Annotated in this window: 23 protein-coding genes and 1 riboswitch; of the genes, 12 read left to right on the top strand and 11 right to left on the bottom strand. The window is 45.2% G+C overall.

Features of this window, described 5'->3' with window-relative positions:
• Positions 1–720 carry a class I SAM-dependent methyltransferase gene (locus tag SynROS8604_RS07615; protein ID WP_186543513.1) on the bottom strand — a complete coding sequence of 240 codons (720 nt, stop codon included), beginning with the start codon at positions 718–720 and terminating at the stop codon, positions 1–3.
• 209 nt (positions 721–929) lie between these two features.
• On the opposite strand from SynROS8604_RS07615, the gene SynROS8604_RS07610 reads away from it, so the two are divergent.
• Both SynROS8604_RS07610 and SynROS8604_RS07605 read left to right on the top strand, forming a co-directional pair.
• Positions 930–2,192, top strand: coding sequence for a cytochrome P450 (locus SynROS8604_RS07610; protein ID WP_370586587.1), 1,263 nt, complete (start codon positions 930–932; stop codon positions 2,190–2,192).
• Between the two features lie 323 nt (positions 2,193–2,515).
• Positions 2,516–3,364: an NAD-dependent epimerase/dehydratase family protein gene (locus SynROS8604_RS07605; RefSeq protein WP_186543511.1), complete on the top strand. Its 849-nt coding sequence runs from the start codon at positions 2,516–2,518 to the stop codon at positions 3,362–3,364.
• Between the two features lie 412 nt (positions 3,365–3,776).
• On the opposite strand, the gene SynROS8604_RS07600 is transcribed toward SynROS8604_RS07605, so the two are convergent.
• Both SynROS8604_RS07600 and SynROS8604_RS07595 read right to left on the bottom strand, forming a co-directional pair.
• Positions 3,777–4,442 carry an SDR family oxidoreductase gene (locus SynROS8604_RS07600; RefSeq protein WP_186545881.1) on the bottom strand — a complete coding sequence of 222 codons (666 nt, stop codon included), beginning with the start codon at positions 4,440–4,442 and terminating at the stop codon, positions 3,777–3,779.
• 94 nt (positions 4,443–4,536) lie between these two features.
• Positions 4,537–5,031, bottom strand: a complete 495-nt coding sequence (locus SynROS8604_RS07595; RefSeq protein ID WP_255444927.1) for a M15 family metallopeptidase — start codon at positions 5,029–5,031, stop codon at positions 4,537–4,539.
• Between the two features lie 789 nt (positions 5,032–5,820).
• A riboswitch (cobalamin riboswitch) is annotated at positions 5,821–5,972 on the top strand.
• A 283-nt stretch (positions 5,973–6,255) separates the two neighbouring features.
• Between SynROS8604_RS07595 and SynROS8604_RS07590 the strand changes: the two genes are divergently transcribed.
• From SynROS8604_RS07590 to SynROS8604_RS07575, 4 genes are read left to right on the top strand one after another with little or no spacing between them, the layout of a single operon-like run.
• On the top strand, positions 6,256–7,818 hold the full coding sequence (locus SynROS8604_RS07590; RefSeq protein ID WP_186543510.1) for an iron uptake porin: 1,563 nt from the start codon (positions 6,256–6,258) through the stop codon (positions 7,816–7,818).
• Positions 7,819–7,854: 36 nt separating this feature from the next.
• Complete coding sequence (locus SynROS8604_RS07585; RefSeq protein ID WP_186543509.1) at positions 7,855–8,826, top strand: metal ABC transporter solute-binding protein, Zn/Mn family; 972 nt, start codon at positions 7,855–7,857, stop codon at positions 8,824–8,826.
• Positions 8,826–9,593 carry a metal ABC transporter ATP-binding protein gene (locus SynROS8604_RS07580; protein ID WP_186543508.1) on the top strand — a complete coding sequence of 256 codons (768 nt, stop codon included), beginning with the start codon at positions 8,826–8,828 and terminating at the stop codon, positions 9,591–9,593. Before SynROS8604_RS07585 ends, SynROS8604_RS07580 begins: the two co-directional genes overlap by 1 nt.
• Entirely contained in the window at positions 9,586–10,422 is an 837-nt protein-coding gene (locus tag SynROS8604_RS07575) for a metal ABC transporter permease (RefSeq protein WP_186543507.1), read from the top strand. Before SynROS8604_RS07580 ends, SynROS8604_RS07575 begins: the two co-directional genes overlap by 8 nt.
• 50 nt (positions 10,423–10,472) lie before the next feature.
• Here the strand turns inward: SynROS8604_RS07575 and SynROS8604_RS07570 are convergent, their stop codons facing one another.
• A complete protein-coding gene (locus tag SynROS8604_RS07570) occupies positions 10,473–11,195 on the bottom strand; it encodes a 16S rRNA (uracil(1498)-N(3))-methyltransferase (RefSeq protein WP_186543506.1) in 723 nt (240 codons plus the stop codon).
• Between the two features lie 231 nt (positions 11,196–11,426).
• Here SynROS8604_RS07570 and SynROS8604_RS07565 point away from each other — a divergent pair, with 231 nt between their 5' ends.
• On the top strand, positions 11,427–12,239 hold the full coding sequence (locus SynROS8604_RS07565) for a J domain-containing protein (protein WP_186543505.1): 813 nt from the start codon (positions 11,427–11,429) through the stop codon (positions 12,237–12,239).
• Between the two features lie 38 nt (positions 12,240–12,277).
• On the opposite strand, the gene SynROS8604_RS07560 is transcribed toward SynROS8604_RS07565, so the two are convergent.
• Positions 12,278–13,066: a DUF3598 family protein gene (locus SynROS8604_RS07560; RefSeq protein WP_255444926.1), complete on the bottom strand. Its 789-nt coding sequence runs from the start codon at positions 13,064–13,066 to the stop codon at positions 12,278–12,280.
• Between the two features lie 208 nt (positions 13,067–13,274).
• Here SynROS8604_RS07560 and SynROS8604_RS07555 point away from each other — a divergent pair, with 208 nt between their 5' ends.
• The 5 genes from SynROS8604_RS07555 to SynROS8604_RS07535 all read left to right on the top strand — a co-directional run bounded on the left by SynROS8604_RS07555 (position 13,275) and on the right by SynROS8604_RS07535 (position 17,841).
• Entirely contained in the window at positions 13,275–13,736 is a 462-nt protein-coding gene (locus SynROS8604_RS07555) for an NfeD family protein (RefSeq protein WP_255444925.1), read from the top strand.
• Positions 13,737–13,793: 57 nt separating this feature from the next.
• Complete coding sequence (locus tag SynROS8604_RS07550; protein WP_186543502.1) at positions 13,794–15,113, top strand: flotillin family protein; 1,320 nt, start codon at positions 13,794–13,796, stop codon at positions 15,111–15,113.
• Positions 15,113–16,348 (top strand): flotillin family protein, encoded by a 1,236-nt coding sequence (locus tag SynROS8604_RS07545; protein WP_186543501.1) that lies wholly within the window; start codon positions 15,113–15,115, stop codon positions 16,346–16,348. The genes SynROS8604_RS07550 and SynROS8604_RS07545 overlap by 1 nt, the downstream gene beginning before the upstream one ends.
• Positions 16,349–16,998: 650 nt before the next feature.
• Positions 16,999–17,460 (top strand): hypothetical protein, encoded by a 462-nt coding sequence (locus SynROS8604_RS07540; protein WP_186543500.1) that lies wholly within the window; start codon positions 16,999–17,001, stop codon positions 17,458–17,460.
• A gap of 123 nt (positions 17,461–17,583) precedes the next feature.
• Positions 17,584–17,841, top strand: coding sequence for a SemiSWEET family sugar transporter (locus SynROS8604_RS07535; RefSeq protein WP_186545720.1), 258 nt, complete (start codon positions 17,584–17,586; stop codon positions 17,839–17,841).
• 106 nt (positions 17,842–17,947) lie between these two features.
• Here SynROS8604_RS07535 and SynROS8604_RS07530 read toward each other — a convergent pair whose 3' ends face one another.
• The 6 genes from SynROS8604_RS07530 to SynROS8604_RS07505 form a co-directional block, all read right to left on the bottom strand.
• Positions 17,948–18,154: a hypothetical protein gene (locus SynROS8604_RS07530; RefSeq protein WP_186545719.1), complete on the bottom strand. Its 207-nt coding sequence runs from the start codon at positions 18,152–18,154 to the stop codon at positions 17,948–17,950.
• Between the two features lie 450 nt (positions 18,155–18,604).
• Complete coding sequence (locus SynROS8604_RS07525) at positions 18,605–19,120, bottom strand: tetratricopeptide repeat protein (RefSeq protein ID WP_186545718.1); 516 nt, start codon at positions 19,118–19,120, stop codon at positions 18,605–18,607.
• 150 nt (positions 19,121–19,270) lie between these two features.
• Positions 19,271–19,801 carry a PAP/fibrillin family protein gene (locus SynROS8604_RS07520; RefSeq protein ID WP_186545717.1) on the bottom strand — a complete coding sequence of 177 codons (531 nt, stop codon included), beginning with the start codon at positions 19,799–19,801 and terminating at the stop codon, positions 19,271–19,273.
• Entirely contained in the window at positions 19,801–20,232 is a 432-nt protein-coding gene (locus tag SynROS8604_RS07515; RefSeq protein WP_370586586.1) for a DUF427 domain-containing protein, read from the bottom strand. The genes SynROS8604_RS07520 and SynROS8604_RS07515 overlap by 1 nt, the downstream gene beginning before the upstream one ends.
• A gap of 236 nt (positions 20,233–20,468) precedes the next feature.
• The gene (locus SynROS8604_RS07510) at positions 20,469–22,913 is read right to left on the bottom strand and encodes a ligase-associated DNA damage response DEXH box helicase (RefSeq protein WP_186545715.1); all 2,445 of its coding nucleotides are present in this window, start codon (positions 22,911–22,913) and stop codon (positions 20,469–20,471) included.
• 174 nt (positions 22,914–23,087) lie between these two features.
• Positions 23,088–24,785: an ATP-dependent DNA ligase gene (locus SynROS8604_RS07505; RefSeq protein ID WP_186545714.1), complete on the bottom strand. Its 1,698-nt coding sequence runs from the start codon at positions 24,783–24,785 to the stop codon at positions 23,088–23,090.
• Between the last annotated feature and the right edge of the window lie 10 nt (positions 24,786–24,795).

Genomic DNA, 24,795 nt, shown 5'->3' with positions numbered 1-24,795 from the left:
TCAATCTCGTTCCCAGCTCAAGAGGTAACGCTCCGGCCACGAGCGTTTGATCTGCGCGTTCTCAAGACCTGCCCGCTTCGCGATGGCCATCATTTCATCGGGTTTTAGGGCGCCGCGTACAGACAGAGGGCCATCGGTATGAACCACCCAGGAGCGACTTAAAAGCCTGGTGCCAATCCAGGCCAATCCAAAACCAAGCCGACTACGAATGAGGTCATCCACCAGGACGAGTTGTCGTGATCGCAGCGCCATCCCCTCTAATAGAAGGACCACATCAAGCTCATCTAAGTGATGTGCAAACAGCGTGCAATACACCACATCAAAGCTGCTTTGGTCTGTTGGTTTTGACAAGGCATCAGCAGTAAAAACCGTGAGCGCTGCTTTTCGTGTCCTTGCATTGATCCGAGCAATTTCAACAGCTTCAGGGTTGAGATCACAGGCATGAAGATCCAGTGCCAACCCCTTTTGCTTGGCCATCAGCGCGAGGTCGATGGCGGTATCACCCCCCCCACAGGCAAGTTCAAGAACGCGAAGTGGCTGTGTCAGCCGAGTCTTTGCAAGGGCCTCAATGGGGCGAAACAAACCGGCGGAACAGCGACTGATCGTATTAATTCGCCGCAAGCCCATCAATGCTTTTGCATGCTCCCCTGGGTCAAGGCCAGGTTGATCCATCACTTCCGGTTGACGATCGCGGTTGTTGAGCGCAGCACCCCAGATCATCCAATGAGCCTTGATGTCTCAACACGCTAAGAAAACCATCGGCTAGAGCGGTAACGAGCAGTCGTACAAATGGAACCTCTAAGTGGATGCCTTGTTTTGATGAGCCAGTCTGCAATTTTTTGGTGATGAGCTGTTTCTCCAGAATTCTGGAGTCAGCTTTGGTTAGATCGATAGCCGATCCATGAGTCCATCAGCCCCCATCAACATTGATTTCGCAAGCACAACTGCCGAACACCGGGGCTGTAACCGGAGTTTTAGAGGCACTGGCATTTTTCCGTGATCCCTGTTTTGCTCAACGTCGCTTTGAGACCCATGGTGATCTCTTCGAGACGTCTCTTCTCGGTCAGCGCATTGTGTTCATCCAAGGGGATGAGGCCATCGCTGACTTGTTGGCACAAGGAGATTGTCTTGAGGGGTGGTGGCCTAAAAGTGTTCGTTTGTTGCTGGGCAGCCGCTCCTTGGCCAATCGCAATGGTGCTGGGCACAAGGCTCGTCGGCGCGTGGTTGGTCAATTGTTTTCTAGTGCAGCGCTCCGGCGCTATGCACCAGAGATTGAAGCTCTCGTACAGGAACTCGTTGCAGAATTGCTGGACAGCCAATCTGCTCTACCACTCGCCCCGCGGATGCGGCGCTTTGCTTTCAGCGTGATCGCAAACGTTGTCTTGGGTCTCGATAATCAAGACAAAGACGAATTATTTGCTGATTTCGAGATTTGGACGAAGGCTTTGTTTTCGATCTCGATCTCGATACCGGCTTCCCCTTTCGCTAAAGCAATGCAGGCACGCTCACGCTTGCTTACACGCTTGAAACTGGTGCTCGTCAATCACACCTCGTTGCGAGGGGGCTTAGATCTGATCCGAGGTGGGGTGGATGAAGCCGGGATTCAACTCAACGATGACGATCTCGCTGAGCAACTCTTGCTTCTACTTTTTGCAGGTTATGAAACAACGGCATCGTCCTTAAGTTGTCTTTTTCGTGCATTGTTAACCAATCCAACGGTGCACGACTGGCTGTTGTCCGAGTTGGATCATCCGTCTTCTGAAGCCCCTGCGGACCTTTCCTACCCTCGCCTGGATGCCACCGTATTGGAGGTGATGCGCCTAACCCCTCCGGTGGGAGGGTTCTTTCGGCGAACCAAGGGTCCGGTCATGCTCGCTGGCATTGAAGTTCCGGACAATCGAGTGATTCAAGTGGTTTTGACGGCATCCGCAACTGGCGATGATTCTGACCTATCTGCTTTTCGCCCCCAACGGCATTTGGATCGATCGTTCCATCAAACCTTGATGCCCTTCGGGGGTGGGGAAAGGGTATGCCTGGGAAAAGCTCTCGCGGATCTTGAAATTCGCTTGATGGCTGTGGGTTTGTTGAAGAAGATCGAGTTAAAACTTGAACCGAATCAGGATTTGACATTGCAACAAATTCCCAGCCCCACTCCTCGTGGTGGTCTTGTTGTGACTTCACGGCAACGATAATGATGTCAGGTTTCTCATTGATTTAATTCAGACGTTCTGGTGTTACATCTGAAAATGATTGAGTATTGAGAAAGATATGTCTTGTCAACTATATACCGAGAAATGATCAAACATAGACCCGAATTCTCAGCCTTACAGAGATGGAAACTCAGCTTTCAAGGCCTGTAAGAACCATGCTCTGATGCTGCCCAACAGCGAGTCTTGGGCACCGCTACGCCCCTTTGAACGCCGGCCATGGCGGCATGAATCATCGATACGGTATCGACCGACTCACGGTTGATGGGTAAAGAGTTGTAAAAAGGTATTGACTTGTTGTTGTTCTGATGTCCACCTACTCAGTCATTGGCTGTGGCTACGTCGGTAGCTTCTTGGCGGCAAGTATGAAAAATCAGGGTCACTACGTTGTTGGTACAACGCGTACGCCACAACGGTTTGCTGAGCTACGCAACGTGGTGAATGAACCAATCGCTCTTGACCTTGCTCAACAAGATTGCGACTTTTCATTCCTTGAGGATCAGGAGGGTGTTCTGATTAGCGTGGCACCGACGCAAAATGGCGAAGGATATCAATCCGTGTTTTCGAACGGCATTCGTAATCTTGCCCGAGCCATCCGTTGTCGTCAGTCCACGCGGCCACTGCACGTGACTTACATCAGCTCTGCGGGTGTTTACGGAGACCATCAGGGCCAGACGGTGACAGAAGATTCAACTGTCGACTGTTTGAATCCTGTGAATGCCATGTTGGTAGAAGCAGAAAATGTTCTGCTCACCATTGATCGGCCTGACACGAAGATTTGCGTCCTCCGGCTGGGCGGTATCTATGGTCCAGGTCGCGACATGGTTGCCATGATCAAGCAGGCAGCTGGAGAACAGATTCCCAAGAACGGAAGTGATATTCCTGCTTGGAGTGGAATTTTTGATATCACAAATGGTGTGAGCCTCGCTTTTAGCAAGAAGCTTGTCGGTATCTACAATTTAGTCGATGACATGCAGCTCAGTCGACGTGAACTGTCAAATGAGATCTGTGATATTGATGGACTGCCTCCGGTGATTTGGGCCAATGAAAATACGCCTGGAGCACGAGCAATGAATGCCAAAGTTGCGAATGAAAAAATTAAATCAGAGGGATTTCTGCTCAGTTCACCTTCGATGCTTATGCCAACACCCGTCTAAATGCCGCTTTTATGTGGTCGGTTATCAAATAATCAACCGCTAAAGTCTTTCGTTTGTCTTGCATGAGAATTCTATCTCAATTGAAATTCTTTATGCTATCCAATTAAAAATGTAAGTATCACTATATCAGTGATGGGACGATACTTTGTTCCATCACTTTTATGCATGCCATTGTATGAGCGTTTTTTTCTCGAGCTGAAATCTCAGAACTAAACCCCTCCTTCCCTTCTACCGTTGTCGAGCAGTCATTCTGCCGCGCATCAGCTATGGCTGGGCCTTCTAACCAAAAAAAAGAACCCCTCACAGCTGTGAAGAGCTCAACGCATTTCCTAATCAAAGAATATGAAGAATAAAGGCTTTCGGCAAGGGGGATCAGTAATTACATGCTCGCTCATCACCGCGGCTTATCAATTCACCAGGGAAGTTCTTGCCCATTGGAGTGCCAAAACGTGCCGCTGGTCTCTAGTTGAAGCGCATCAATCCGGGCCAATAAGCCTTGGACTGCAATCTCTGGGCTGATTCCGTTGGGGTTGTAATTGATCATGCGGGTGCTGACCAGCCCTGGATGGAGGATGGCCACCGAGATGCCCCTTGCTCTCAAATCGATGGATAGTGATCGCCCAGCCATGTTTAGTGCCACTTTGGACATCCGATAACCATAGGACCCACCTGAGCTGTTGTCGTCGATGGATCCCATCCGACTGGTAATCAGGGCCAGCTTTGCTCCTGAGGGCATCTGTCCCACCAAGGATTGTGCCAAGACCAACGGAGCTAAAGCATTCACTTCGAATTGACGTTTGACACCTTCGATATCGAGATCTTCGAGACCCATCGATTGCAGGGTCCCAGCATTGAGGATGACTCCATCCAACGGCCGACCATTCAGATTGGCAAGCAACCCAGCAATGGAGGCTTCACTGGTGAGTTCGATGCCTGACTGAATCTCCACACCCGTCGCCTCAAGCTCCTGAGAGGCTTGGCGGCAGACAGCAATCACCTGGTCATGACGAGCCTGCAACTGACGACAGAACTCGAGACCGATTCCCCTGTTCGCTCCTGTTACAAGAAAGGTGGCCAAAGGACCCTCTGAGTCAGAGATCAGTTTGATCAAGAATCAGGAGGGAGGGATCACCGGCACTGATTTCCAGTGATACCAGTCAAAATGCCACCATTCAGTAGCAAACGAACGAAATCCTCTCCGTTCCATCGCCTCGCGTAATCGTTGAGCATTGACGGCTCGATGAGAGAACTCCATCAGCATTGACATGAGCGGACTTGGAGAAATCGTCGTAATCCGTGGGCATGCGTAAGGGCTTCCCTCGCTGATTAACCAGAGTCACATCCACTGAAGCGCCTCGGGAATGTCGGCCTGCATTCACTGAAGGGTCCGAAACATAGCGAGGATCTTGAACCTCATCCCACATCAACTGCTGCACAGCGAGAGGGCGATGAGCATCCCAAACCTTCAATCCAAGCCCTTCCTTGGAGAGATCTTGTTGGACTTTATGTAATTCCAGGGCCAATGGACAACGAAGCTGAGGATCAACCTTGGGATAAAGGGTACGTCCTAAAAAATTGTTTGAGCTGGCGTAGCGAATTTCAAACAATGGCCTGGGTGAAATTCTGTTGAGGGATACGAGCTCTAGACCGCTGCATTGAAGTGGCATCTCGGCACGACTAGAGAATGGATAAAACGGAAGACTGAAGAAGAGAGCAATGAATAATCTCTGAAAACCTGGGCAGGCTTTATTAGTTCACTGCTACTAGAAAAGATACAACCGAAATAAGACATCGTGGCCCAATTGATGTGTGTTGATTGAAAGTTCCACATTGCTTCGGCCTCTTGCCACAACTCCCAAGAGTGCCGTGAGCCACGCACCAAAACGACTTGGCCAGCAAATCCGGCTGGAGAGGGTTGATAGAGATCAGTTAAGTCATGAACAGGTTCTCCCTCCCTGGTCGTAATCGCTGTAACCCGCGTTCCAATCCGTCTGGAAAGATCGCGTTTAAGGTCCTTAAGGTCCTCAAGATCCACGTCTTTTCCCGATCCTTTCATTGATTCTATCGCTTTAATCTAGTCTCGGCTTGATGTTCATAAACGACAATGACAACTAATCGTTCAGCTTGAAACATCCAGACAATTCGTAATGGCAATAGTTCATTCGATTTCTTGAACTTGATGATTGGGCTTTGGGTCGCTCATGAGTGTTCCTGACTTTGCTTTTTTTCGAATGCTCAGAAGAGTTGATCGGCGAGACAAGTAGTTGCAGTGAGGAGTCAGATTGGATTGTGGCCTACACCAACGCCCAGCTTTCAAAACATGCCTGTTCTCATGACGGCTCACTTTTTGAGTGGTGCGCTGGATCGCGGTTCTCATCATTGCTCGACGGATGGTGGCCTCTCGAGCACCAATCCAGAGACTCAAAATTGAAAACGATTCTCATTTGGTGAAAACGAGCTACGATTTGAGTTCTGGTTTTTCAGGGGTCAGCCTCAGAAGGAAACGGGGAAAGAACGGTGTGATTCCGTCGCTGTCCCGCAGCTGTAAAGCCCTTGCTTCACCAAGCAAAGGTCAGTCAGAACGCCCGCCAGATCTCAAACCGACGAGGATCGACATGCTTTTTTTGATGTGCGAACGTTTTTGCACAGGACCAAATGTTTTGGTTCTCTTTTGTACGAAATCGGCTCTTGCGGAGCCATAGAGGGAACGAAGCAATTTGAACACAGGTCTCGATCCTGCATTCCTTAAAAGGAATGGATGTACTTACGACAATTTCAGATCCAGCTTGTTTTTTGATGCGCATTTTTAAGCGTGCTTGCTTGCAAGTTGAGTTCATCAATGGCTCAAGAACAGATTTTGAATTTTCTTAAAACTTTTTACCACCCAAATCATGATTCGATTGCATCAATTGCTGGTGGCCCCAGCGGCCCTGGGCCTTTTGGCACCTGTGGCTGCTAACGCCACTGAGCTGAACATCAACGGTGTGTCTGACTACGCCGCTACTGGCGAGCAAGTCACCAGCATCACTCAGTTTTCTGACGTTTACCCAACCGACTGGGCTTATCAGGCACTCAGCAACCTGATCGAGCGCTACGGCTGTGTTGCTGGTTATCCCAACGGCACCTACCGCGGTAACAGGGCGATGACCCGCTTTGAAGCGGCTGCTCTGTTGAACGCCTGTCTCGACCGCGTCACCGAAGTGACCGACGAGCTCAAGCGCCTGATGAAAGAGTTTGAAAAGGAACTCGCCATCCTCAAGGGCCGTGTTGACGGACTTGAGGCCCGCGTTGGCGAACTGGAAGCCACTCAGTTCTCCACCACTACAAAGCTTTCTGGATTGGCAACATTTGTTGTTGGTGCGAATGATTTTTATGGAACCAAATCTAAAGCCGATCCAGCGAACAGAGATTTTGGTGCCACTACATTTAACTATGACCTTCAATTAAGCCTTGAAACGAGTTTCACTGGTAAGGATTTACTGCTGACAGTCTTGAGGTCAGGAAATTTTGCTAGCAATTTTGCATTTGGTGGTAATCCCAATGGCTTGTCAACCTTAGAAACAGCATTTCAGGAGGATTCTGGTACAAATTCTTTAGGTATTGACAAACTCTTTTACCAGTTCCCCGTCGGCAATTCACTAACTTTCACGTTTGGTGCCCGTGTTGGTCAGGAAGATATGCTTGCCGTTTGGCCTAGTGCATATCCAAGCGATCCAATTTTGGATGTAACAACACTGAATGGTGCACCAGCTGCTTACAACAAAAACCTGGGAGTAGGAGCTGGTGTTAGTTGGTCTACTGAGAATGGTTTCAGTGTCTCTGCGAACTATGTTGCTGCACAAGGTTCGAGTTCAGACCCTAATGCTGGTGGTATGGGAACCGCATTTTCTGAGGCTTCAGGAACCGTTCAAATTGCTTATGAATCTGAAAGCTGGAACATCGCTGCAATTTGGTCAGGCGTCCAAAGTCCATCTGAATTAGTCGGTGGATTCGGTACTGCATTTGCGGCAGACAACTACTTTTCTGGTTCCAATGCCTTTATGAATGCTTGGGGCATTGGTGGCTCCTGGCAGCCACAAGACAGTGGTTGGATACCATCGATCTCTGCAGGATTTGGTTATAACTCTCTTTACGCTAAAAATGATGGAGATGTCACGGTAAGTCAGTCATGGAACCTTGGGCTGGAATGGAGTGACGTTTTCCTGAAGGGCAACAATGCAGGTATGGCTGTAGGACAGCCTGTTTTTGCAACAAGCCTGAAGGGTGATTCTACTCCAGCTGACGGCAATTATATATGGGAATGGTGGTATCAATTCCAGGTTACCGACAACATTAGTGTGACACCCGCATTGTTCTATTTAAGTCGTCCTGACGGTCAGAGTACTGATTTAAATGGAAACGATAATACTTTGAGTCAGCTTGGTGGCTTAGTGAAAACGACTTTTAGATTTTAATCATTTTTTTTACTCAACTCTCTACTTCTCTCTCCAATGTCTTTTCCTCTTTGTTTCAAATCCTTTCTCTCAGTTTCTGGGTCTCTGTTCCTAGTCACGGCTCTTATCTCCTGTGCCAACCCTAAACAACCTGCTCCACACAAGGACCAATCAAAACTGAAGATTGTTACCACTTTTCTACCAATTACTTTGTTTACTGAGGCGGTTGCCGGTGAATGTGCCGTAGTGACAGCACTTATACCGTCGAACCTTGGACCGCATGATTTTCAGGCCAAGCCTGCCGATATTGCCTCTCTTAGTAATGCTGCAGTCTTAGTGAAGAATGGTTTGGGGATGGAATATTTTCTCGATAAACTTACTAAGTCAGCTAACAACGAATCGCTTCAAGTCATAGACACGAGTCGTGGTGTTGCTGTGATTAAGTCAGATGAAGATACCGATGATGATACAGATGGCGCCAACGATGGTAATAAGAATCATGGTGTGGTCAATCCCCATATTTGGTTGGATCCTCTCCGTGCGATTCAACAGGTCAACAATATTCGTGACGGGCTGGTGAAAGCAGACCCAGACTGCACAAGAGGCTACACAGAACGGGCTGCCTCTTACAGCGCTCAGTTGAAGGAGTTGAATGCAACGCTTGCCACCCAGCTCCGCCCTTTCAGAGGCAAGACTTTTATCGCTTTCCACGATTTCGCTCCTTATTTCGCTGAGCGTTATGGCCTCAAAGCCGATTTCGTTGTTGACGTTCCTGAGATGAACCCCACACCAGCCGATCTGCAACGGGTCTCTAATAAAGTTAAGCAGACACAACTCAAGGCTCTTTTGAGTGAACCCCAGGAAGGTAACCGCTCCTTTAACGCGTTAGCTGAAGATCTTGGAGTCAACGTAGTGACCTTTGACCCCCTTGAAACCGGGTCGGAAGAAGCTTCGAAAAAGCCTGATACTTATCTCTCGGTGATGAGAAGTAATGTGGCGTCCCTCATCAAGTCCTTCGGCGGCAAGTGATGAGCGTGAAAGAAGCAGTCCTGCAAGTTCATGATCTCAGTGTCGAACGCCGTGGGCGTTTGGCTGTAGAGGGTGTTTCCTTTGCCCTCCCTGCTGAAAGTGATACGGCCCTTGTTGGTCCCAACGGAGCCGGAAAGAGCACTCTTGTCGCTGCTTTGTTAGGGCTGCTTCCTCCTGCCTCTGGGAGAGTTGAGTTGTTGGGTCAGCCCCTTGCTGCCAACGGTTGTTTGCCCCGTTCCGTACGGGCCCAGATCGCCTACGTACCCCAGAATCTTGTGATTCAAGGTTTGATTCCACTGAGTGTTGCGGAGTTTGTTGGCTTCGGGTTTGATCTGCCAGGTCCAAGTCTTCCGTGGAGATCAGGGAAACAGAGAACGGATGCCGTATTCACTGCATTGGAGAGAACGGATACATGTGATCTTCGCAAACGTCTGCTGACAGAACTGTCAGGTGGTCAGCTCAAAAGGGTTTTGCTGGCCTTTTGCCTTGTTCGTCCCCGACGTTTACTCGTTCTTGATGAAGCGCAAGCAGGCCTCGATGTTCATTCCAACGAACAGTTTCAACAACAGTTATCGGACCTGCGTCGTCAGGAGGGATGGACTGTGTTGCAGGTGTCTCATGACCTTGAGATGGTTCGCCGAAGCAGCGATCAGGTGCTCTGCTTAAACCGCAGTCTTCGCTGCAGTGGCAGTCCTGAGTCAACTCTCAGTGAGGAGAGGGTGGGCGAGCTTTATGGACTCGATATGGTGACTCAACGCCATGGCTGAATCAGACTTTTTAAGTCTCCTGTCTGAGCCCTTCATGCAACGGGCCTTGCTTGGCGGCATATTGACCGGTGCTCTTGGTGGTGTGCTCGGTAGCTTTGCCGTTCTTCGGCAGTTGTCGTTCTTCAGCGACGCCTTAGGTCATTCATCTCTCTTAGGTATCACTTTAGGCATTCTGCTGGGAGTGAATCCCACGCTCGTATTGATTCCATTTGCTGTACTGTTTGCACTGTCAGTGAATCAGTTGGTTGAGCGTAGTGCTCTGCCTACTGATGCCCTTCTCAATATCGTGTATTCCAGTTCACTGGCCATAGCGATCCTGGCGCTTAGCTGTGTGGAGACTTACCGAGGGGGCATTCAACAGTTGTTGTTTGGAGATATCCTTGGAATCAGTCGTTTGGATGTAGTTGTTATTGCGGCTTTTCTAGTTGCAAGTGTGATCTATCTTGGTCTCAGTATGCGGGCGCAAGTATTGCTCACACTGAATCAAGACTTAGCGGCTGCTATGGGAGTTCATACGCGCTGGCATGGTTTGGCATTCGTCATCCTTTTGGCAGTTGTTGTTGCAATATCCATTAAGGCAGTGGGTGTTTTGCTGATATCAGCTTTTGTTGTGATTCCTGCCTGTGCAGGCCGACTTCTTAGCCGAAGTTTTCCAGTGTATGTGATGATCTCATCTGCTATTGGTGGCGGATGTGCATTGCTAGGACTATTTTTTTCTGGACTCACCAACCTGCCTTCAGGACCTTCAGTGGTGATGGTTCAATTCATTGGATTTCTGCTCGCGATGCTTCTCAGTAACCGTTTTCATGCCAATCGTGCACAAGTCTGATTGTTGCATCATGCCCTTTTGCCTCAGATGATAAACAGTTCCTTATCGAATCAACGTGCTAATGACTGAGCCAACACCGTAGTAACCGCCGTATCAACGCTAAGCACTCTTGTTCCCAAATTAATGGGTTGAGCAATCGTTGAGGTTGCTAATTGAACTTCAAAAGGTACGAACCCACCTTCAGGACCAATCAAAACGACGGCAGGTTTTGATGCGATATCAATTTCAGCAGCCGATTGGCTTGCACCCATATCTGTAATCCAGCAGCGTCGGCTTTCGCAAAGATCGGGTAATAGGTCTTCGACAAAGGGGCGAAACCGTTGATGAAGATGCACAGTCGTCATCACAGTGTCTTTTGATCGCTCCATGCCTGCTATCAACGCATTCTGGATTTTATCTGGATGTAAAAGAGGGCTTTGCCAATAGCTTTTTTCCACTCTTGCGCTATTGATCAAATAAAGATTCTCTACCCCGTATTCCGCAATGGTACGCAATATACGCCGAAGCATCTTAGGGCGAGGTAATGCAAGAGCGATATCAAAACTATGTCTTTTTTGCGGTGAATGATTGAGAACTACCTGAAGAATCACAGCTTGTTCGTTGATCGATATGACAATTCCATGTCCACAATTCCCATTCAATAGCCCAACTTTGAGTGCTTGACCAATGGTTGGATCTAACACCTTCTGGATATGGATAAGGCGATTATCTTGGATGATAGCGAACTCTGAATTGTCGATAAAATCCTGATCTCGAAGTAGAATAATATTCATTCAGTAAAAGTATCCCGCCACTGTTGATTGACTTTACTTTTCATGATCCATTGATTGTTTTTCCTTATCAGGCTGAAGGCCTATTACCCCGGTTGCTGCACTGAGTTGTTGCTGAACGCCTGAGGGCCCTGAGGCTTGGACATTGATCACGACTACATTGAGTTAGATCCTTTCACCCTATGGTGATGGCATGAATATGGCATTGCATGCCGTCGGTTGTATTGCCAGCTAATGGGGTTTGATCCTCGCCGTTGGTCGTCAGCGACCAAACCGCATGGTCGTCAGACCGTTACCAGCAACGTTGATGCACTCCTAGCAGAAAATGACAGTCTTCGCCGGGAGGTGCTTCAGCTGAAGCGGCAGCTTGATCTGCTCCGTCAGCGTGAGTGGACACAATCACGGTCAACACAGCAAAAGCGATCACAAGAGCCAAGGCAAGAGCGTGAAGAGGCTCCCCCAACTGTTTCAGCAGATCAGGTTGACCGTTGGGGGGAAGCTCTTTCAAACCAACAAGGCTGGAGTTCCCTGCGCCTGCGTGAACTTGAGTGTCTGATCGATGGGTTGAATCGCGCAAGCTTTCACCCTCACCTGACTCTTCAACAACGATTGGATCGGTTGATGCCTGGGCTGGGAGCTGATCTGTTTGCTGCGACGCTCAAGCCGCTGACGAAAAAACGCTGTGCTGTTCTTGCTGCTTTTGCTCTCTATGGCATTCGGACTCGAGAGTGGCTGGATGAAGACCCACAACGGGTTGTGTTCGAATTACAGAACAGGCAACACAGCGCACGTCAAGGTCGTAGGACGAGAACTGATCAGCGTGCTTCAGATCGCAACTCTGAGTCTTACGGAAGAAGTGGTCAATCCTCAGAGTTCTTCATGCGAAAGGCCTTCAATATTTTGGGCCTTAAGCCCGGGGCATCTCAGGAGTTAATTAAAAAAGCTTATCGCCGATTAGTGAAACAATATCATCCTGACATAGGCGGATCAGCCGATGAATTTCGTAAGATCAATGATGCCTATCAACAGCTGATGACGAAAGAATAGGCAATGCTGAAGGGATACCAAGTTATGTTGAGATAGCTCTATCGAGAAAAATCCTGAAGGCGAACATCAATCAATTTAGAATCATGCCCATAAGTTGCCATAATGGTTTTAAGTTTGTTTTGAGACTCAAGCCATATTGAACTCACTGTGAATGGTCTTCCTAGACTTAGTTTTTTTGGACAACGTAAGATGATGTTGTCAGGGAAGAAGAATTCACTCTCGTCGGCTTGTAATGTCATATTGAAAGTATCTTGAAATGAAGATCGATGTAAATCAGTATCAATCACCTCGGTCCTGCCGTGCCAACCGCTGCCAATATCCCAGGACGGAATTAACCGCACTGATTGTGACCAGCAAGAAGCACCCAGATCAGTGCGATGCTCTCGAATGCAAGCTGTTCTTTGAAGTTCTCCGTTCAACTCATAGAGCATTCCGACGCTGTGGCGTGAATCTTGATTAGCAAGAAACAGTTCCATTGGAAAATATTGATCTGGCTTTGCCTGAGGAACGAGCCACGCAGCAGCTCCATTTGCAAAAGCCAACCCCCTCATATAGTCACTTGCTGGATGCATAAATCCATCCCTTTGACAGTGATCTTCAATGGTGTATTGCCAAATTCTTTCATCCTGCTGACCATCCTGGTAAAAATATTGATTTAATTGGTTGATAATCTTTCTATCATGACTTGATCTAAATATTCTCTTGCTTAGGAAGGTTTCCGATAATTCACCTGTTGGATGATAACGCGTCCATCGTCCACTCCAGGCTCCAAGGTGGAAATCCCAAAATGCATTCCAATTGTGTATTGCTTCTGATCTTTCACTCATCATTTCATACTATCCATTCAAGGTGCATGCTTAAACGTGAGGATGAATCACGATCATCCATGCTAGTTCGGCGTAGCAATCGAGGCCAAAAAAAGTGGTGGCAATTGAGGCATCGTTCCAGAATTGATCATGATGTCCATGATGAGCATATAGTCTATGACGAATGATGGTTTGGACCTACTCCTTTTGCCTGGTTGCAGGAGTTGTTTTGATTTCCTTCTCGCTGGATAACGAGGGGGGTGGATTTGATGGCGACGGTACAGGCGGAAATTTAAGCCTGTTGTTCAGTACTCCGTTTTGGTCGTTTGGCCTCTGTGGGTTTGGCTTGTGCGGTTTGCTGATGTCCTTGCTAAGTCGGAAGGGCAGTGGATTGCCTGCACTGCTTGTTGCATCGGCCATGGGCCTCGGAATGGGATGGGGGGCGTCCCATGTGTTGCGCTTGATGAGCCGCCGTGAGGCAGACACACTCATCCGCAATGACGATTTAATCGGTCAACAAGCCCTGGTGACCTTGCCTGTTTCCCAAAATCAACGTGGGTTTGTGGAATTGCGGGTTCGAGGAAGTTTGATCCGAAAGCCTGCACTGAGCAATGCAGGAATGCTTGCAGAAGGTACAGCTGTAGTAGTCGTAGCGAGCGACCAACACACCTTGCGAGTGGATCGGATGTGAGCTCCGTGGCCAATTGGCTCTGACGGAGCTAAGCCAGGGAAAAAGACTAGTAAGTCCATGTCATTACGACTGCTCCGCGAGCAGCCCGCACCATCGCTTGGTTTCCTTTCCAGAGATCAAAACAACACAATCGCAGGGGGAGTGGGCGTCGTTGTCGTCAGTCTTGTGGGGCTAACGCTGCTCAGCCGATGGATGATTCGTATCTGTCGACCCAATGAAATGTTGGTGGTCACAGGATCACGCTCGAATCAGGGAAGTCAGGGTTTAAAGGGATACCGCGTCGTGGCCAATGGCGGCTGGACATTTGTGAAACCAGTTCTTGAGACAGCAAGGCGTATGGATGTCACGCTGCTACCCGTCTTAGTAGAGGTAAAAAATGCGTATTCAAATGGAGGGACACCGCTCAATATTCAAGCAATTGCGAATGTAAAGGTGAGCACCGATCCAGATGTGCGAAATAATGCAATTGAACGTTTTTTAGGTCGTGATCCTCGTGAAATCATTCAAGTAGCACAAGAAAATCTAGAAGGAAATCTGAGAAGTGTTCTTGCCCAGCTCACTCCGGAGGAAGTCAATGAAGACCGTCTTCGATTCGCTGAGCAAATAGCCAAGGATGTGGGAGATGATTTAAGGCGTCTGGGACTTCAACTAGATACGTTAAAGATTCAAAGTGTTTCTGATGAGGTTGATTATCTCAACTCAATCAGTCGACGAAGGGTGGCTCAGATCGTTCGTGACGCAGAAATTGCTGAAGCTGAGGCGATCGGCCAAGCCGAACGCATCGAAGCGGAAATGGAGGAAAAAGCCGAGGTGGTCAGTACCGACGCACAAACGGTTGTGCTTGAAAAAGATAATGGAGTGCGGACCAAAGTGGCTCTAATGGAAAAGAAGGCCCGATCTGAGGAGCAACGCACAGAAGCAGCAGAGTTGGAAGCAAGGGCGATAGCCGAACAGAAATTGCAAAAGGTACGAGCTGATCTCGAGCGCTTGCGGTTACAAGCTGAAAAAGTACTTCCAGCTGAAGCCAACCAAAAAGCAAAAGAGCTGAGAGCTCGAGGAATGGCTGCTGCAACAGCTGAAGATGTAAAAGCAAGCGCCCTCGTGAATGACTTGCTGACTGAGGTATGGGAAGAAGCCGGCAGCACTGCTGAACTTGTCTTTCTGCTCCAGCAAATTGAAATGGTTCTGGACCATGCCACGCGTCTACCAGGACGGCTTCATTTGAAGAGAATTACAACGTTGGATGGCAATGACGCATCCAGTCTTGCAAGCCTTGTAGCTCTCAATCACGTTGTCGTACGTCAGTTCTTTGATCAAGTCAAAGAAATCTTCGGCATTGATCTCATCGACACTCTTTCCAACAGAGGTAATCAGTAATGTTTGTTTCTATTCTTCTAACAGGAGGAGCGGGCTTATTGGCCTTCGTACTGCTCCTTAAAAAGTTGTACTACATCTGTCAACCGAGTGAAGCTTTGATTTTTGCTGGTCTGAAACGGACAACTGGATCAGGGCAAACAGTAGGTTACCGAACGGTCCGTGGTGGAAGTGCCTTACGAATTCCATTGCTTGAAGAAGTCATGCGATTGGATTTGAGCAATATGATTATCGACTTACAAGTTGAGAATGCATATTCACGTGGAGGTATTCCTTTAAATGTTTCTGGCGTTGCAAACATAAAGATTTCAGGGGATGAACCTGGAATTCATAATGCTATTGAACGTCTAATTGGAAAATCTCAGGAAGAGATCCGTCACATTGCAAAAGAAACACTTGAAGGTAATTTAAGGGGTGTTATGGCTAGTTTGACACCAGAACAATTAAATGAAGATAAGGTGACGTTTGCGCGCACGCTTCTTGAAGAGGCCGAAGATGATCTTCAAAAACTAGGCTTAGTCCTCGATACATTACAGATACAAAATATATCAGATGATGTTTTATATTTAGATTCAATTGGTAGGAAGCAGCTCGTTGAATTAAAACGTGATTCACGAATTGCTGAAGCCGAGGCCAAATCACAATCAGCAGTCAAGCGTGCAGAGAATGAACGGATCACGGCTTTACGCCGTCTCGATAAAGACCTCGCTGTTGCAACGGCAAATGCCAATAAAAGAGTACAAGATGCCCTAACAAGACGAGATGCATTAGTTGCCGAGGAAGAAGCACGAATTGGAGCAGAGTTGGCTAGAGCGGAAGCAGAACTCCCAGTACAAGAACAACGGATTAAACAAGTGATTCAACAACTTGAAGCAGATGTGATTGCACCTGCAGAGTCAGAATGTCAAACAATGATGGCGGAAGCAAAGGGAGAAGCAGCAACGATTATTGAGCAAGGGCGCTCACAGGCAGAAGGATTAAGAGATCTTGTTGAATCCCTCAAGCGTTCTGGAGATGATGCCAAGAGATTATTTCTACTCCAAAAGCTTGAACCCCTTCTGACAATGTTGAGTGATACTGTACAATCAATAGAAGTAGAAGAAGTGAATCTCATTGGTGAACGTCAGGGGCAAACGAATCTTTCTATTGCCACTCTGTTAAAACAGCTCAAGGCGAGCACAGGTTTTCGTTTACCAGATTCATTAACTCAACAGGAGACTGATCATACAATTGAATAAAAGAATTGAAAACAAAGGATTATGATTTCCTATTTAATTTCTCCCATGCATCGCTATGCCGAAAAGCTGGCCAAGCTACAAAGTAATAGATAAATAGAGGAAACAGTGAATATTCAGGATGCACGTATGAACCATATAGCAACCAATACCCACCTACGGCAATAGGAAGAGCAATGAGTCTAGGACCGTTTCCATAATCATCCTCTGCCCAACGTGCACTTAATGCTTTTCCAACAATCCAAGGAGATAGTACAAGTAAAAATGTCCAATGTAGTATTAGACGGTAAAAATTAAAAAAAGGCTTGGAGAATGATGAGGCAATAACAAATACAATTAAGTATGGAAAGATCACAGGATGAATGTAGCTGTATAGCCATAATAGCCCGACGAAGCTCTGATCACAAATATTAATCCCAACAAGAAGCAATCAAGCATACAAACCCGATGTGTGAATAATCTAACATTTGAATACAATTTGACAATATGTCATAAAATATCAGAGTAAGAAAAGTTTCTAAATCAGTCAAATCTCCCCCCTGTCGAAGATTTTGGCTCAAAGTCAGTATTCATGACTACGAGTCGATTTACCTCTTTAGTGTTTTCCAACGATTTTTAGACAATTTTTCTCAATCATTTCTGCAGCTTCTGTCATGTCAGGTTCATGGAAAAATATTGAACAGCACTGGATCAAACTTCGTGATCAGTCATCATTTAATTTGAATGTTCCATGTGTCGCCATCAATAAAGATGGTGATTTGTATGAAACCACACTTTGGGGACTGACAAATCATATAGATATTCCATTAATGTTGTCGAAGAAATTGTTGTTTAATTACATGGAACTTGTCATTACGCGAGGAGGCGAAGCAGTACAGGCTGAAATGCAGCAGCTAAGCGATACTGAAGTGTTTACTTTTTTTAGTGAGCTGCAAAAGTGTAATAATCGTTTCTATTCTGAGAAATTTTGTACCGTAAATGATGTTATCAAAGCGATAGATATTGCCCAGGCTGGTTATAATAAAAATCCACGTAAGATGCTAATTGTCCAATTGGGTGAATTAAAAGCTGATCTGCTACTGGCGTCCCCTCCTTCCAATGAGGGCAGAAACTGACTAATTCGAAAAGATACTTTAACTATATACAGCTATTGAGTCCTATCAATTATAAGATATAATTCAAGGAAAAAATTTCGCGCAATATACTGTAAAGATTAAAGCAAACCATTCATGCATAAAATGGCAGCTGACGTCTTTGGATATATAGCGGCAACGCTTACAACAGTTAGCTTCTTCCCTCAGGCACTCAAGACCCTTAAAAGTAGGGATACTCGCGCCATTTCACTACGGATGTACCTGCTGTTTACAGCAGGAGTGGCTTTTTGGTCACTGTATGGTTGGTTGGTGAACGATGGACCTGTACTCATCGCCAACCTGATCACTTTAGTACCAGCAGTCATTGTTCTTGGTCTTAAACTTTCAAGCTTCAGAAAATAACTATCAAGCAGCCAACTGTTTGATGGTCAAAAACTAATATTAAATCTAAATATACTAAAAACAAAATTTCTTGCGAGCTTAATCTAGAAATAATAATAGGAATAATTCAGCAATAAACAGGAGAAACTACCGGATCAGATGACACATCTAATGACTCGTATGCAGTGAAATAGAAGGACCATGCACTGATTAAGGTATGAAATGTCTCAAGAGCGCGATGCTGCTCATCAGATCCCGGTTTGGTGTATTTAAAGTCCATAAAAAGCTTGTCAGCAAACGCTTGCTGCTTTTTGCAGAGTTTGTCAATGGTCATGGCTGCTGACTCAAATAGGAGCGAAGGTAGGAAATGAAGTCATTGGAGCATCGTTGCCACGACCGATCGGTTGTGATGTAGAGAGCTCGCAAGGAACATTACGGAGTGTAAAGATTCTACAAGAAGGTCATCGCCTCTGTGATCAAGAGTTCGTTATTTACTCGATAACGGTGTTTGCTTTTGGTCACTCTTGGTTGAATCTGTCTCTCTGCAGCCATCAACTGACGCTTTAATCGATACTGATGACTATTTCTTTTGTCTTAGATAGATACTTCCGACAGCTCGCTATCCAATCATAATGATGAATTTCAACGACATCAAAGTTATGATCCTGGAAGATGAATTATTACAGATAGATTTAATTGTATTTAGATAAAATCGCCAACGCTGCTTTATTGATTCATCTCTTTTATTGATGTTGAATCAAAACAAAGATTAAACTATTAGTGATTAGTCGCAGTTTTTTCTTGCAAATATTATTGCGGATTCATCACCAAGCTTACCTGCTTTGTCCCAATCTGCGCATGCTGTATTTAAATCACCAGACATTTCCATTGCAACTCCATGATTGAAAAAGGCTTGTCCATTCTCTGGATCAAGAGAAATGACCATTGCCAAGTCATTGATCGCTCCCTCAAGATCGCCAACTCTTGCTTTGGCAATCCCTCGATTAGAAAGAGTAGAGTTGTTTTGGGGATCTAGTTCTAGCGCACTTGTATAGTCAATGATGGACCCACTAAAATCTCCTCTTTTTGCTTTTGAAACCCCACGATAATCATAGGCAGTGGCATCATAAGGGTTAGACTTTATTTTATCAGTAAATGCATTGATCGCACCTGTGTAATCTCCAGTCCGAAGTTTGTCTAATCCAAGGTCTAAGTTTGAATCAGCATTAGTAGCAAAAGGAGATGTAAGTAAGATCGTCAAACTGATTACAATGGTAAGAAAGGTAGAACTCAATTTCATTGGCCTCAATCAGAATTCCTCATTCTACATAGACACTCAACAGAAAACCACCGCTGGTGCCTTGGGTTAATCCTAGAGAAGATCAAACTATTAGAGAATAAAGTATATCACTAACATTATACAAGAAGCTAATTTCTACTATTGGTTAAACTAACGAATCCAATCTTCAACAGACATGTCTTTTCTTCTCAGCAAAACAAAGCATGTTCCAGCATTTCCACGACATATTCGCATTGAGTCGTTAAGTGCCGTAATGTCAAGCCAGGCAGGAAATGTTTGGTTTATGGCGGTTAGTAATGTTGGTCTCCATCCATTACCAAAAGTGGGGCCTAACCATCCCCCTTTTTTGAATTTCACACCAACCTGATTCAATCCATTAACGGATAGTTCGGCTTCAACCGCAATACCTGCCAAGAATCCAAGGGGACCGGTTAAACGGAGCACGTTCAAACCTTTCTGTTGGACTGGGTCAAGGATCTGTAGATTTTCTAGCCACCGCGCCTGCTTAAGCCATGGTTGTGTTGAACTACTCCATCTCAATTCCCATACACCTCTCAATAAGGCTACGTCGGTTGATAGATCAACTTTTGCTAATGCCTCAATATCCTTAATCAATAAGGGTATGGTTGGGTCCTTAGGATTTAATTCAAGGCGTTCAACGAGCTCTTCTTGGCAATTCATTAGATTAATTCTGGATGATTAGGGTCCCCTTTAAATGGACCAATGGTCCAGCTCGTAATCCACCCACCATAAAAGGTCCCTGGTTGTGGTTTTACCGCCTCACCTTCTAGAAAGCATGCATCAACTCTCTGAGGGTAAAGACTAATCGAATCCGCCAGCATTGCATAACGTTCCGTTGGGTTTGGATAACTCCAGGCAGCTCGCACTCTGCGATCACTCCCATCTGTTTTGCTTAGGGACCAATAGCTTGCTACCCCTTTCCATTCACAATAGGATGCTGGTCCCGAGGTCTGATGAAGAGTGCCGCTTTTAAATGCACTCTGATGAAGATAAATGGTAGGTGGATGGAACGTTTCACAGATTCGAATGTAGCGTGAACCCTCGGCTATCGTTTCATTTCCAACAATGACTGAAACAGCACCATTGATCATTTCAATCTTAGGGGGCCTTGGATAGTTTGAGACTATTTCTTTTGAATGCATAAATCTCTAATGCCTTTAAGCTGACGTTATTCTAATGGCTTATGTGGTTGGGTAGTCTAATTATTTGGTACTAATCCAACAGCAGTGATTGTGGAGATAGTTTCTCCTGTCACTTGTTTCAATAATGAATACTCTTCTACTGCTTATAGCTTGCAACTGTACGAGATTAAATATTCTGGTAGAGATCAGTATTCATGCTTTAATGCATCTTGTTGCATCCTGGAAACTCTATCGACAATACTTTCATTGCTTAACCTAGATCTTAAGCGTTCAACCAGGAGTGGAAATGCTAAAGGACCCGGTCTTGGTATGCGGCTATGAACAATGTTCCCGGTGCGCATTCGCGATAACGCCTTTACTAACCTCGGCATTTCAAGTTGATCTTGAAGGACTTCACGTCTAGCTTGCAATAGCAACAAGTTATTTGGTTCATGCCTATTAAATACATCCCACAGAAGAGAACTACTAATTTGTAACTGACCACTCGTTTTGTTTTTTCCTGGATACCCTTGTACCATTAGTCCAGAAATTTGAGCAATGCTACGAAACCGTCTTTTACATAATTCTGATAAGTTCAACGCATTTTCTAAATCTTTTTCTAAATCACTATCTTCAAGTAGATATTCAAGATTTTCCTCTAGTAAACACTCCAACGGATAATGGCGTGGTGCCAACAACTCAAATCCATAGTCATTGATTGACACGGTGATTGTTGATCTCTGTTTAGTTGCGAGCCTTGAAGCCCATAAAAATCCGAGACCTTCATGTACAAAGCGTCCCTCAAATGGATAGACGAATAAATGTTGACCCTCTCTCGTAAGGCATGTTTCTATTAATAGTTCATTTTTATTCGGAACAACTGATAATTCCATTTGCCGTTCAATCAGTGGTTTTAGAGCTTGTAATTCTGGAGTATCTAAAATAAATTTAGAAGCTTGCCCTAGCTCCTCTCTCAGTTGGGTCGTCAATAAATCTGATAAAGACATTTGTCCTCCCACCCAAGCAGGCACGGTGTTGCTCTTGCGTTTAGTAGCTTTTACATAGGCTGTCATATCTTTGAACCTTATGAGTTCTAATTGACGTCCTGCAAAAAAGAACACATCCTTGGGTTTTAATTGGCTGATGAAATATTCTTCAACATGTCCTAAATATGAACCCCTACTAAATTTTACACGTACTGATGGGGCAGAGGTGATTGTTCCGATATTTAGTTTATGTAGACGTGCAATGGATTGATTGTTAATAATATAATGATGATTTTCAGCATCCCATTCTATTTTCCGATAGCGAGGATATGCATTTAAACAGACCCCTCCTTTTTCGAGAAACAATAGGCACCATTTCCATTCATCATCGGTAAGGCTTGCAAATGTTGCTGTCTTACGAATGGCTTCTAAGGTCTCTGTGGACTTTAAACCTGGACCACAAGCCAAGGTTGTAAGGTGTTGAAGTAAGACATCGAGTGGTTTCTCTGGAGATTTTCTGTGTTCAATAATATTGTTTTGTAGTCCACGTCTTAATGCACTTAGTTCAAGGAGTTCTAGGGCATTTGTAGGCATGAATAGTACGTCTGAGGTACCACCAGGAGTATGAGCAGAACGACCAGCACGTTGTAGTAAACGAGCAATATTTTTAGGACTTCCAATTTGAACAATTTGTTCTACTGGTTGAAAATCAATACCTAAATCCAACGAACTTGTACAGACAACCCATTTTAATCGTCCATCTTTCATATTCTCTTCAATGGCTTCTCTCTCTGCTCGATCGATTGCACTGTGATGAAGAGCCAATAAACCCTCCATTTCAGGACAAGCAAAGCGCAGGCATTGATGCCAGCGTTCAGATTGATTGCGTGTATTGGTAAATAATAGGGTACTTCTTCCTGGATCTAGTTTGGCAACTAATTCTTCATACATACGGAGTCCAAGATGACCTGCCCATGGAAACCCATCAATTGTGTCCGGGATAATGCTTCGAATTGTGGTTGAACGAGGCTTGGCACTATTGATATGAATGCATCTTTCATGTAAACCTAATGCATGTTTAGCTGCCTCATCAGGATTCCCAACTGTTGCGCTTAAAGCCCATGTTTGTAATGATGGATTCAGTGTTCTTAGCCAGCTTAGGCACAACTCAGTTTGACTTCCTCGTTTACTACCCATGAGTTCATGCCATTCGTCCAGAACCACTGTTTCAAGATTTTTGAATAGATCCAAAACATTTGAATTTCCGATCAATACACTCAGTGATTCAGGGGTTGTTATTAGAATTTCGGGTGGGTTTCTTAATTGCTTACTTCTTTCTGCACTTGTGGTATCTCCATTTCTAGTTCCTACACGTATAGGCCAATTCATTTCTGAAATTGGTAATTGAATAGATACTGCCAAATCGCGGCTTAAAGCCCTTAATGGAGTGATGTACAACAGCCGAACCCCCCTCTTAGAGGTCTTCTCTGCGAGCATCTTTGCTACGGGTCCGAGCACTGCTGCGTATGTTTTTCCTGATCCAGTAGGGACTTGTATCAGGCCACTAGCTCCCTTAAGAGATGCGTTCCAAGTTTGTCTTTGAAACAAGGCCGGTTTCCAACCTTGCTGTGCAAACCACGCTTCGACTGGTTTAAGGGACACCATCTGTCTACTGGCTATGACGATTAGGTTCGTCTGTAGAAGTATCTTTGATCGATTAATTCTAGTTTCAATCAAGCATCAGGTGTGGTTGCGATTCACATACGTGCAAATTAAAAATTATTGTGAATCTTTAATGCCTAAGACTGAATCTTTAAACGCGATGAATATTCAACTAAACTAATCTTTTCTACAAAAAGCATGAGCTCTCTCAATGCAGTCAGCATCGTTAATTGATTTATCAGTTCGCCATCGATGGATTCGAGGAAATCGTACAGCTAGTCCACATTTATGTCGCTTCGATTCCAATACCCCTTCAAATGCAATTTCAAAGACTTGTTTTTCTTCCACGACTCGTGTAGGTCCAAACCGGTCTTTTGTATGAGTTCGAATCCATCGATCTAGTGCTAATATCTCGTTATTATCAAGACCAGAATATGCTTTAGCAAAGGTAACTAATTTCCGCGCTTCTCCCCTTTTTTCGGATTTATCCCACAATGCAAACGTATAGTCTGTGAATAGGTTTGCACGTTTTCCTGTACCAGCCTGGGCATAGATCAATACAGCATCCAGTGTCATTGGCTCATGTTTATATTTCCACCAACTACCTTTCTTTCGGCCAGATAAATAGGGCGAATTAAGCTTCTTAATCATTAGCCCCTCTGCCCCTTCCTGTCCAGCTTGCTGTCTGAGTTCATCCAATTGATTCCAGCTATGAATGTCTTTGCTTTCGCTAATCATTAATGCTTCATTTTTGAGTTGTTTGGTTAACATACATAGCATGCTTACTCTGTTGCTTAGTTCATTACTTCTTAAATCAATCATGTTGAATTCTAGAAGATCATAAGCAAGAAATTTAGCGGGGTATTCACTAAGAAGTGATTTGCTCACCGTCTTCCTGCCAAGACGTTTCTGTAATGAGCCAAAAGTCATTGGTTTACCTTCACCCTCTCTCCAACAAATGATTTCTCCATCCAACACCGTGCCTATTGGTAACTTGTCAGCCATTTTGATTATTTCAGGAAAAGCGGAGTTGATTAACTCTTCACCTCTACTCCATAGATATGATCCTGTTTCTCTACGGATCAATTGACCACGTATTCCATCCCATTTATATTCTAACCTCCAATCATCAACCGCAGTCTCTTTTATTTTATTGAGTTGAACTGGACTTGCGAGATAAAATGGATAAGGGATGGCTCCACGATCACCTTGCTTTAATTCCTGTGGTTTTGTGAGTTGCTCGAACCATTCTCTTGTCACTTCAATTGTTTGCATGAGTCGTTCAATAATGATGCTTTCATTCAGTTCATAAGCTTGTGCAATGCTTTTGACGACAATTCCCTTTGATACCCCAATCCTAAATCCACCTGTAATCAGTTTATTGATCAAATAATGACCTTTCTCTGGGGTTTTTTGCCACAGTATAATCATCACATCATTTTGCTGCCTATCAGGTAAATCTTTTATCTTCGGTAGGACTTGTTCCATCCACCAATGAAGTGGTTTGTTGTGGTCTATCTGTAGTGGTACAAAATCGCTATTGCTACAGAATTTTGGAGAGGTATTTGCAATTTCATCCTTTATTTGAGGCCAAAGTAAGCTTATTGTTTCTGCAGAATCACCTACATGTGCAAAGCAATCATCAAATAACCATGATGGCATCTTTGTTCTTGTTTGTAGGATGTCTCTGAGTTTCCTGCCAGTAATCAGTCTTCTTTGCCGATTACCTATTAATAAGCTAATCGTCCAGCAACCATCTTTTGGATCAATATCTTTAATGAAACCTGCAATAATTTCAATTTTTTTATTGGTTCCATTGCATTGATCTAATTTTGTAATAAGGTCGCCAAATTGTCTTAAGCTAGTTCCTTTCATGACAGATCTC

The sequence above is a fragment of the Synechococcus sp. ROS8604 genome, from assembly GCF_014279655.1.
Taxonomy (GTDB): Bacteria; Cyanobacteriota; Cyanobacteriia; order PCC-6307; family Cyanobiaceae; genus Synechococcus_C.
The sequence above is the reverse complement of the archived record's forward strand: the minus strand, read 5'-3'. Positions and strand labels throughout refer to the sequence as shown.

Bases quoted from the DNA above. Each gene is read 5' to 3' on its own strand.
- SynROS8604_RS07615 (WP_186543513.1), bottom strand. From the start codon at position 720: ATGATCTGGGGTGCTGCGCTCAACAACCGCGATCGTCAACCGGAAGTG.
- SynROS8604_RS07605 (WP_186543511.1), top strand. From the start codon at position 2,516: ATGTCCACCTACTCAGTCATTGGCTGTGGCTACGTCGGTAGCTTCTTG.
- SynROS8604_RS07595 (WP_255444927.1), bottom strand. From the start codon at position 5,031: ATGCCACTTCAATGCAGCGGTCTAGAGCTCGTATCCCTCAACAGAATT.
- SynROS8604_RS07590 (WP_186543510.1), top strand. From the start codon at position 6,256: ATGATTCGATTGCATCAATTGCTGGTGGCCCCAGCGGCCCTGGGCCTT.
- SynROS8604_RS07585 (WP_186543509.1), top strand. From the start codon at position 7,855: ATGTCTTTTCCTCTTTGTTTCAAATCCTTTCTCTCAGTTTCTGGGTCT.
- SynROS8604_RS07580 (WP_186543508.1), top strand. From the start codon at position 8,826: ATGAGCGTGAAAGAAGCAGTCCTGCAAGTTCATGATCTCAGTGTCGAA.
- SynROS8604_RS07575 (WP_186543507.1), top strand. From the start codon at position 9,586: ATGGCTGAATCAGACTTTTTAAGTCTCCTGTCTGAGCCCTTCATGCAA.
- SynROS8604_RS07570 (WP_186543506.1), bottom strand. From the start codon at position 11,195: ATGAATATTATTCTACTTCGAGATCAGGATTTTATCGACAATTCAGAG.
- SynROS8604_RS07565 (WP_186543505.1), top strand. From the start codon at position 11,427: ATGGGGTTTGATCCTCGCCGTTGGTCGTCAGCGACCAAACCGCATGGT.
- SynROS8604_RS07560 (WP_255444926.1), bottom strand. From the start codon at position 13,066: ATGAGTGAAAGATCAGAAGCAATACACAATTGGAATGCATTTTGGGAT.
- SynROS8604_RS07550 (WP_186543502.1), top strand. From the start codon at position 13,794: ATGTCATTACGACTGCTCCGCGAGCAGCCCGCACCATCGCTTGGTTTC.
- SynROS8604_RS07545 (WP_186543501.1), top strand. From the start codon at position 15,113: ATGTTTGTTTCTATTCTTCTAACAGGAGGAGCGGGCTTATTGGCCTTC.
- SynROS8604_RS07540 (WP_186543500.1), top strand. From the start codon at position 16,999: ATGTCAGGTTCATGGAAAAATATTGAACAGCACTGGATCAAACTTCGT.
- SynROS8604_RS07535 (WP_186545720.1), top strand. From the start codon at position 17,584: ATGGCAGCTGACGTCTTTGGATATATAGCGGCAACGCTTACAACAGTT.
- SynROS8604_RS07530 (WP_186545719.1), bottom strand. From the start codon at position 18,154: ATGACCATTGACAAACTCTGCAAAAAGCAGCAAGCGTTTGCTGACAAG.
- SynROS8604_RS07525 (WP_186545718.1), bottom strand. From the start codon at position 19,120: ATGAAATTGAGTTCTACCTTTCTTACCATTGTAATCAGTTTGACGATC.
- SynROS8604_RS07520 (WP_186545717.1), bottom strand. From the start codon at position 19,801: ATGAATTGCCAAGAAGAGCTCGTTGAACGCCTTGAATTAAATCCTAAG.
- SynROS8604_RS07515 (WP_370586586.1), bottom strand. From the start codon at position 20,232: ATGATCAATGGTGCTGTTTCAGTCATTGTTGGAAATGAAACGATAGCC.
- SynROS8604_RS07510 (WP_186545715.1), bottom strand. From the start codon at position 22,913: ATGGTGTCCCTTAAACCAGTCGAAGCGTGGTTTGCACAGCAAGGTTGG.
- SynROS8604_RS07505 (WP_186545714.1), bottom strand. From the start codon at position 24,785: ATGAAAGGAACTAGCTTAAGACAATTTGGCGACCTTATTACAAAATTA.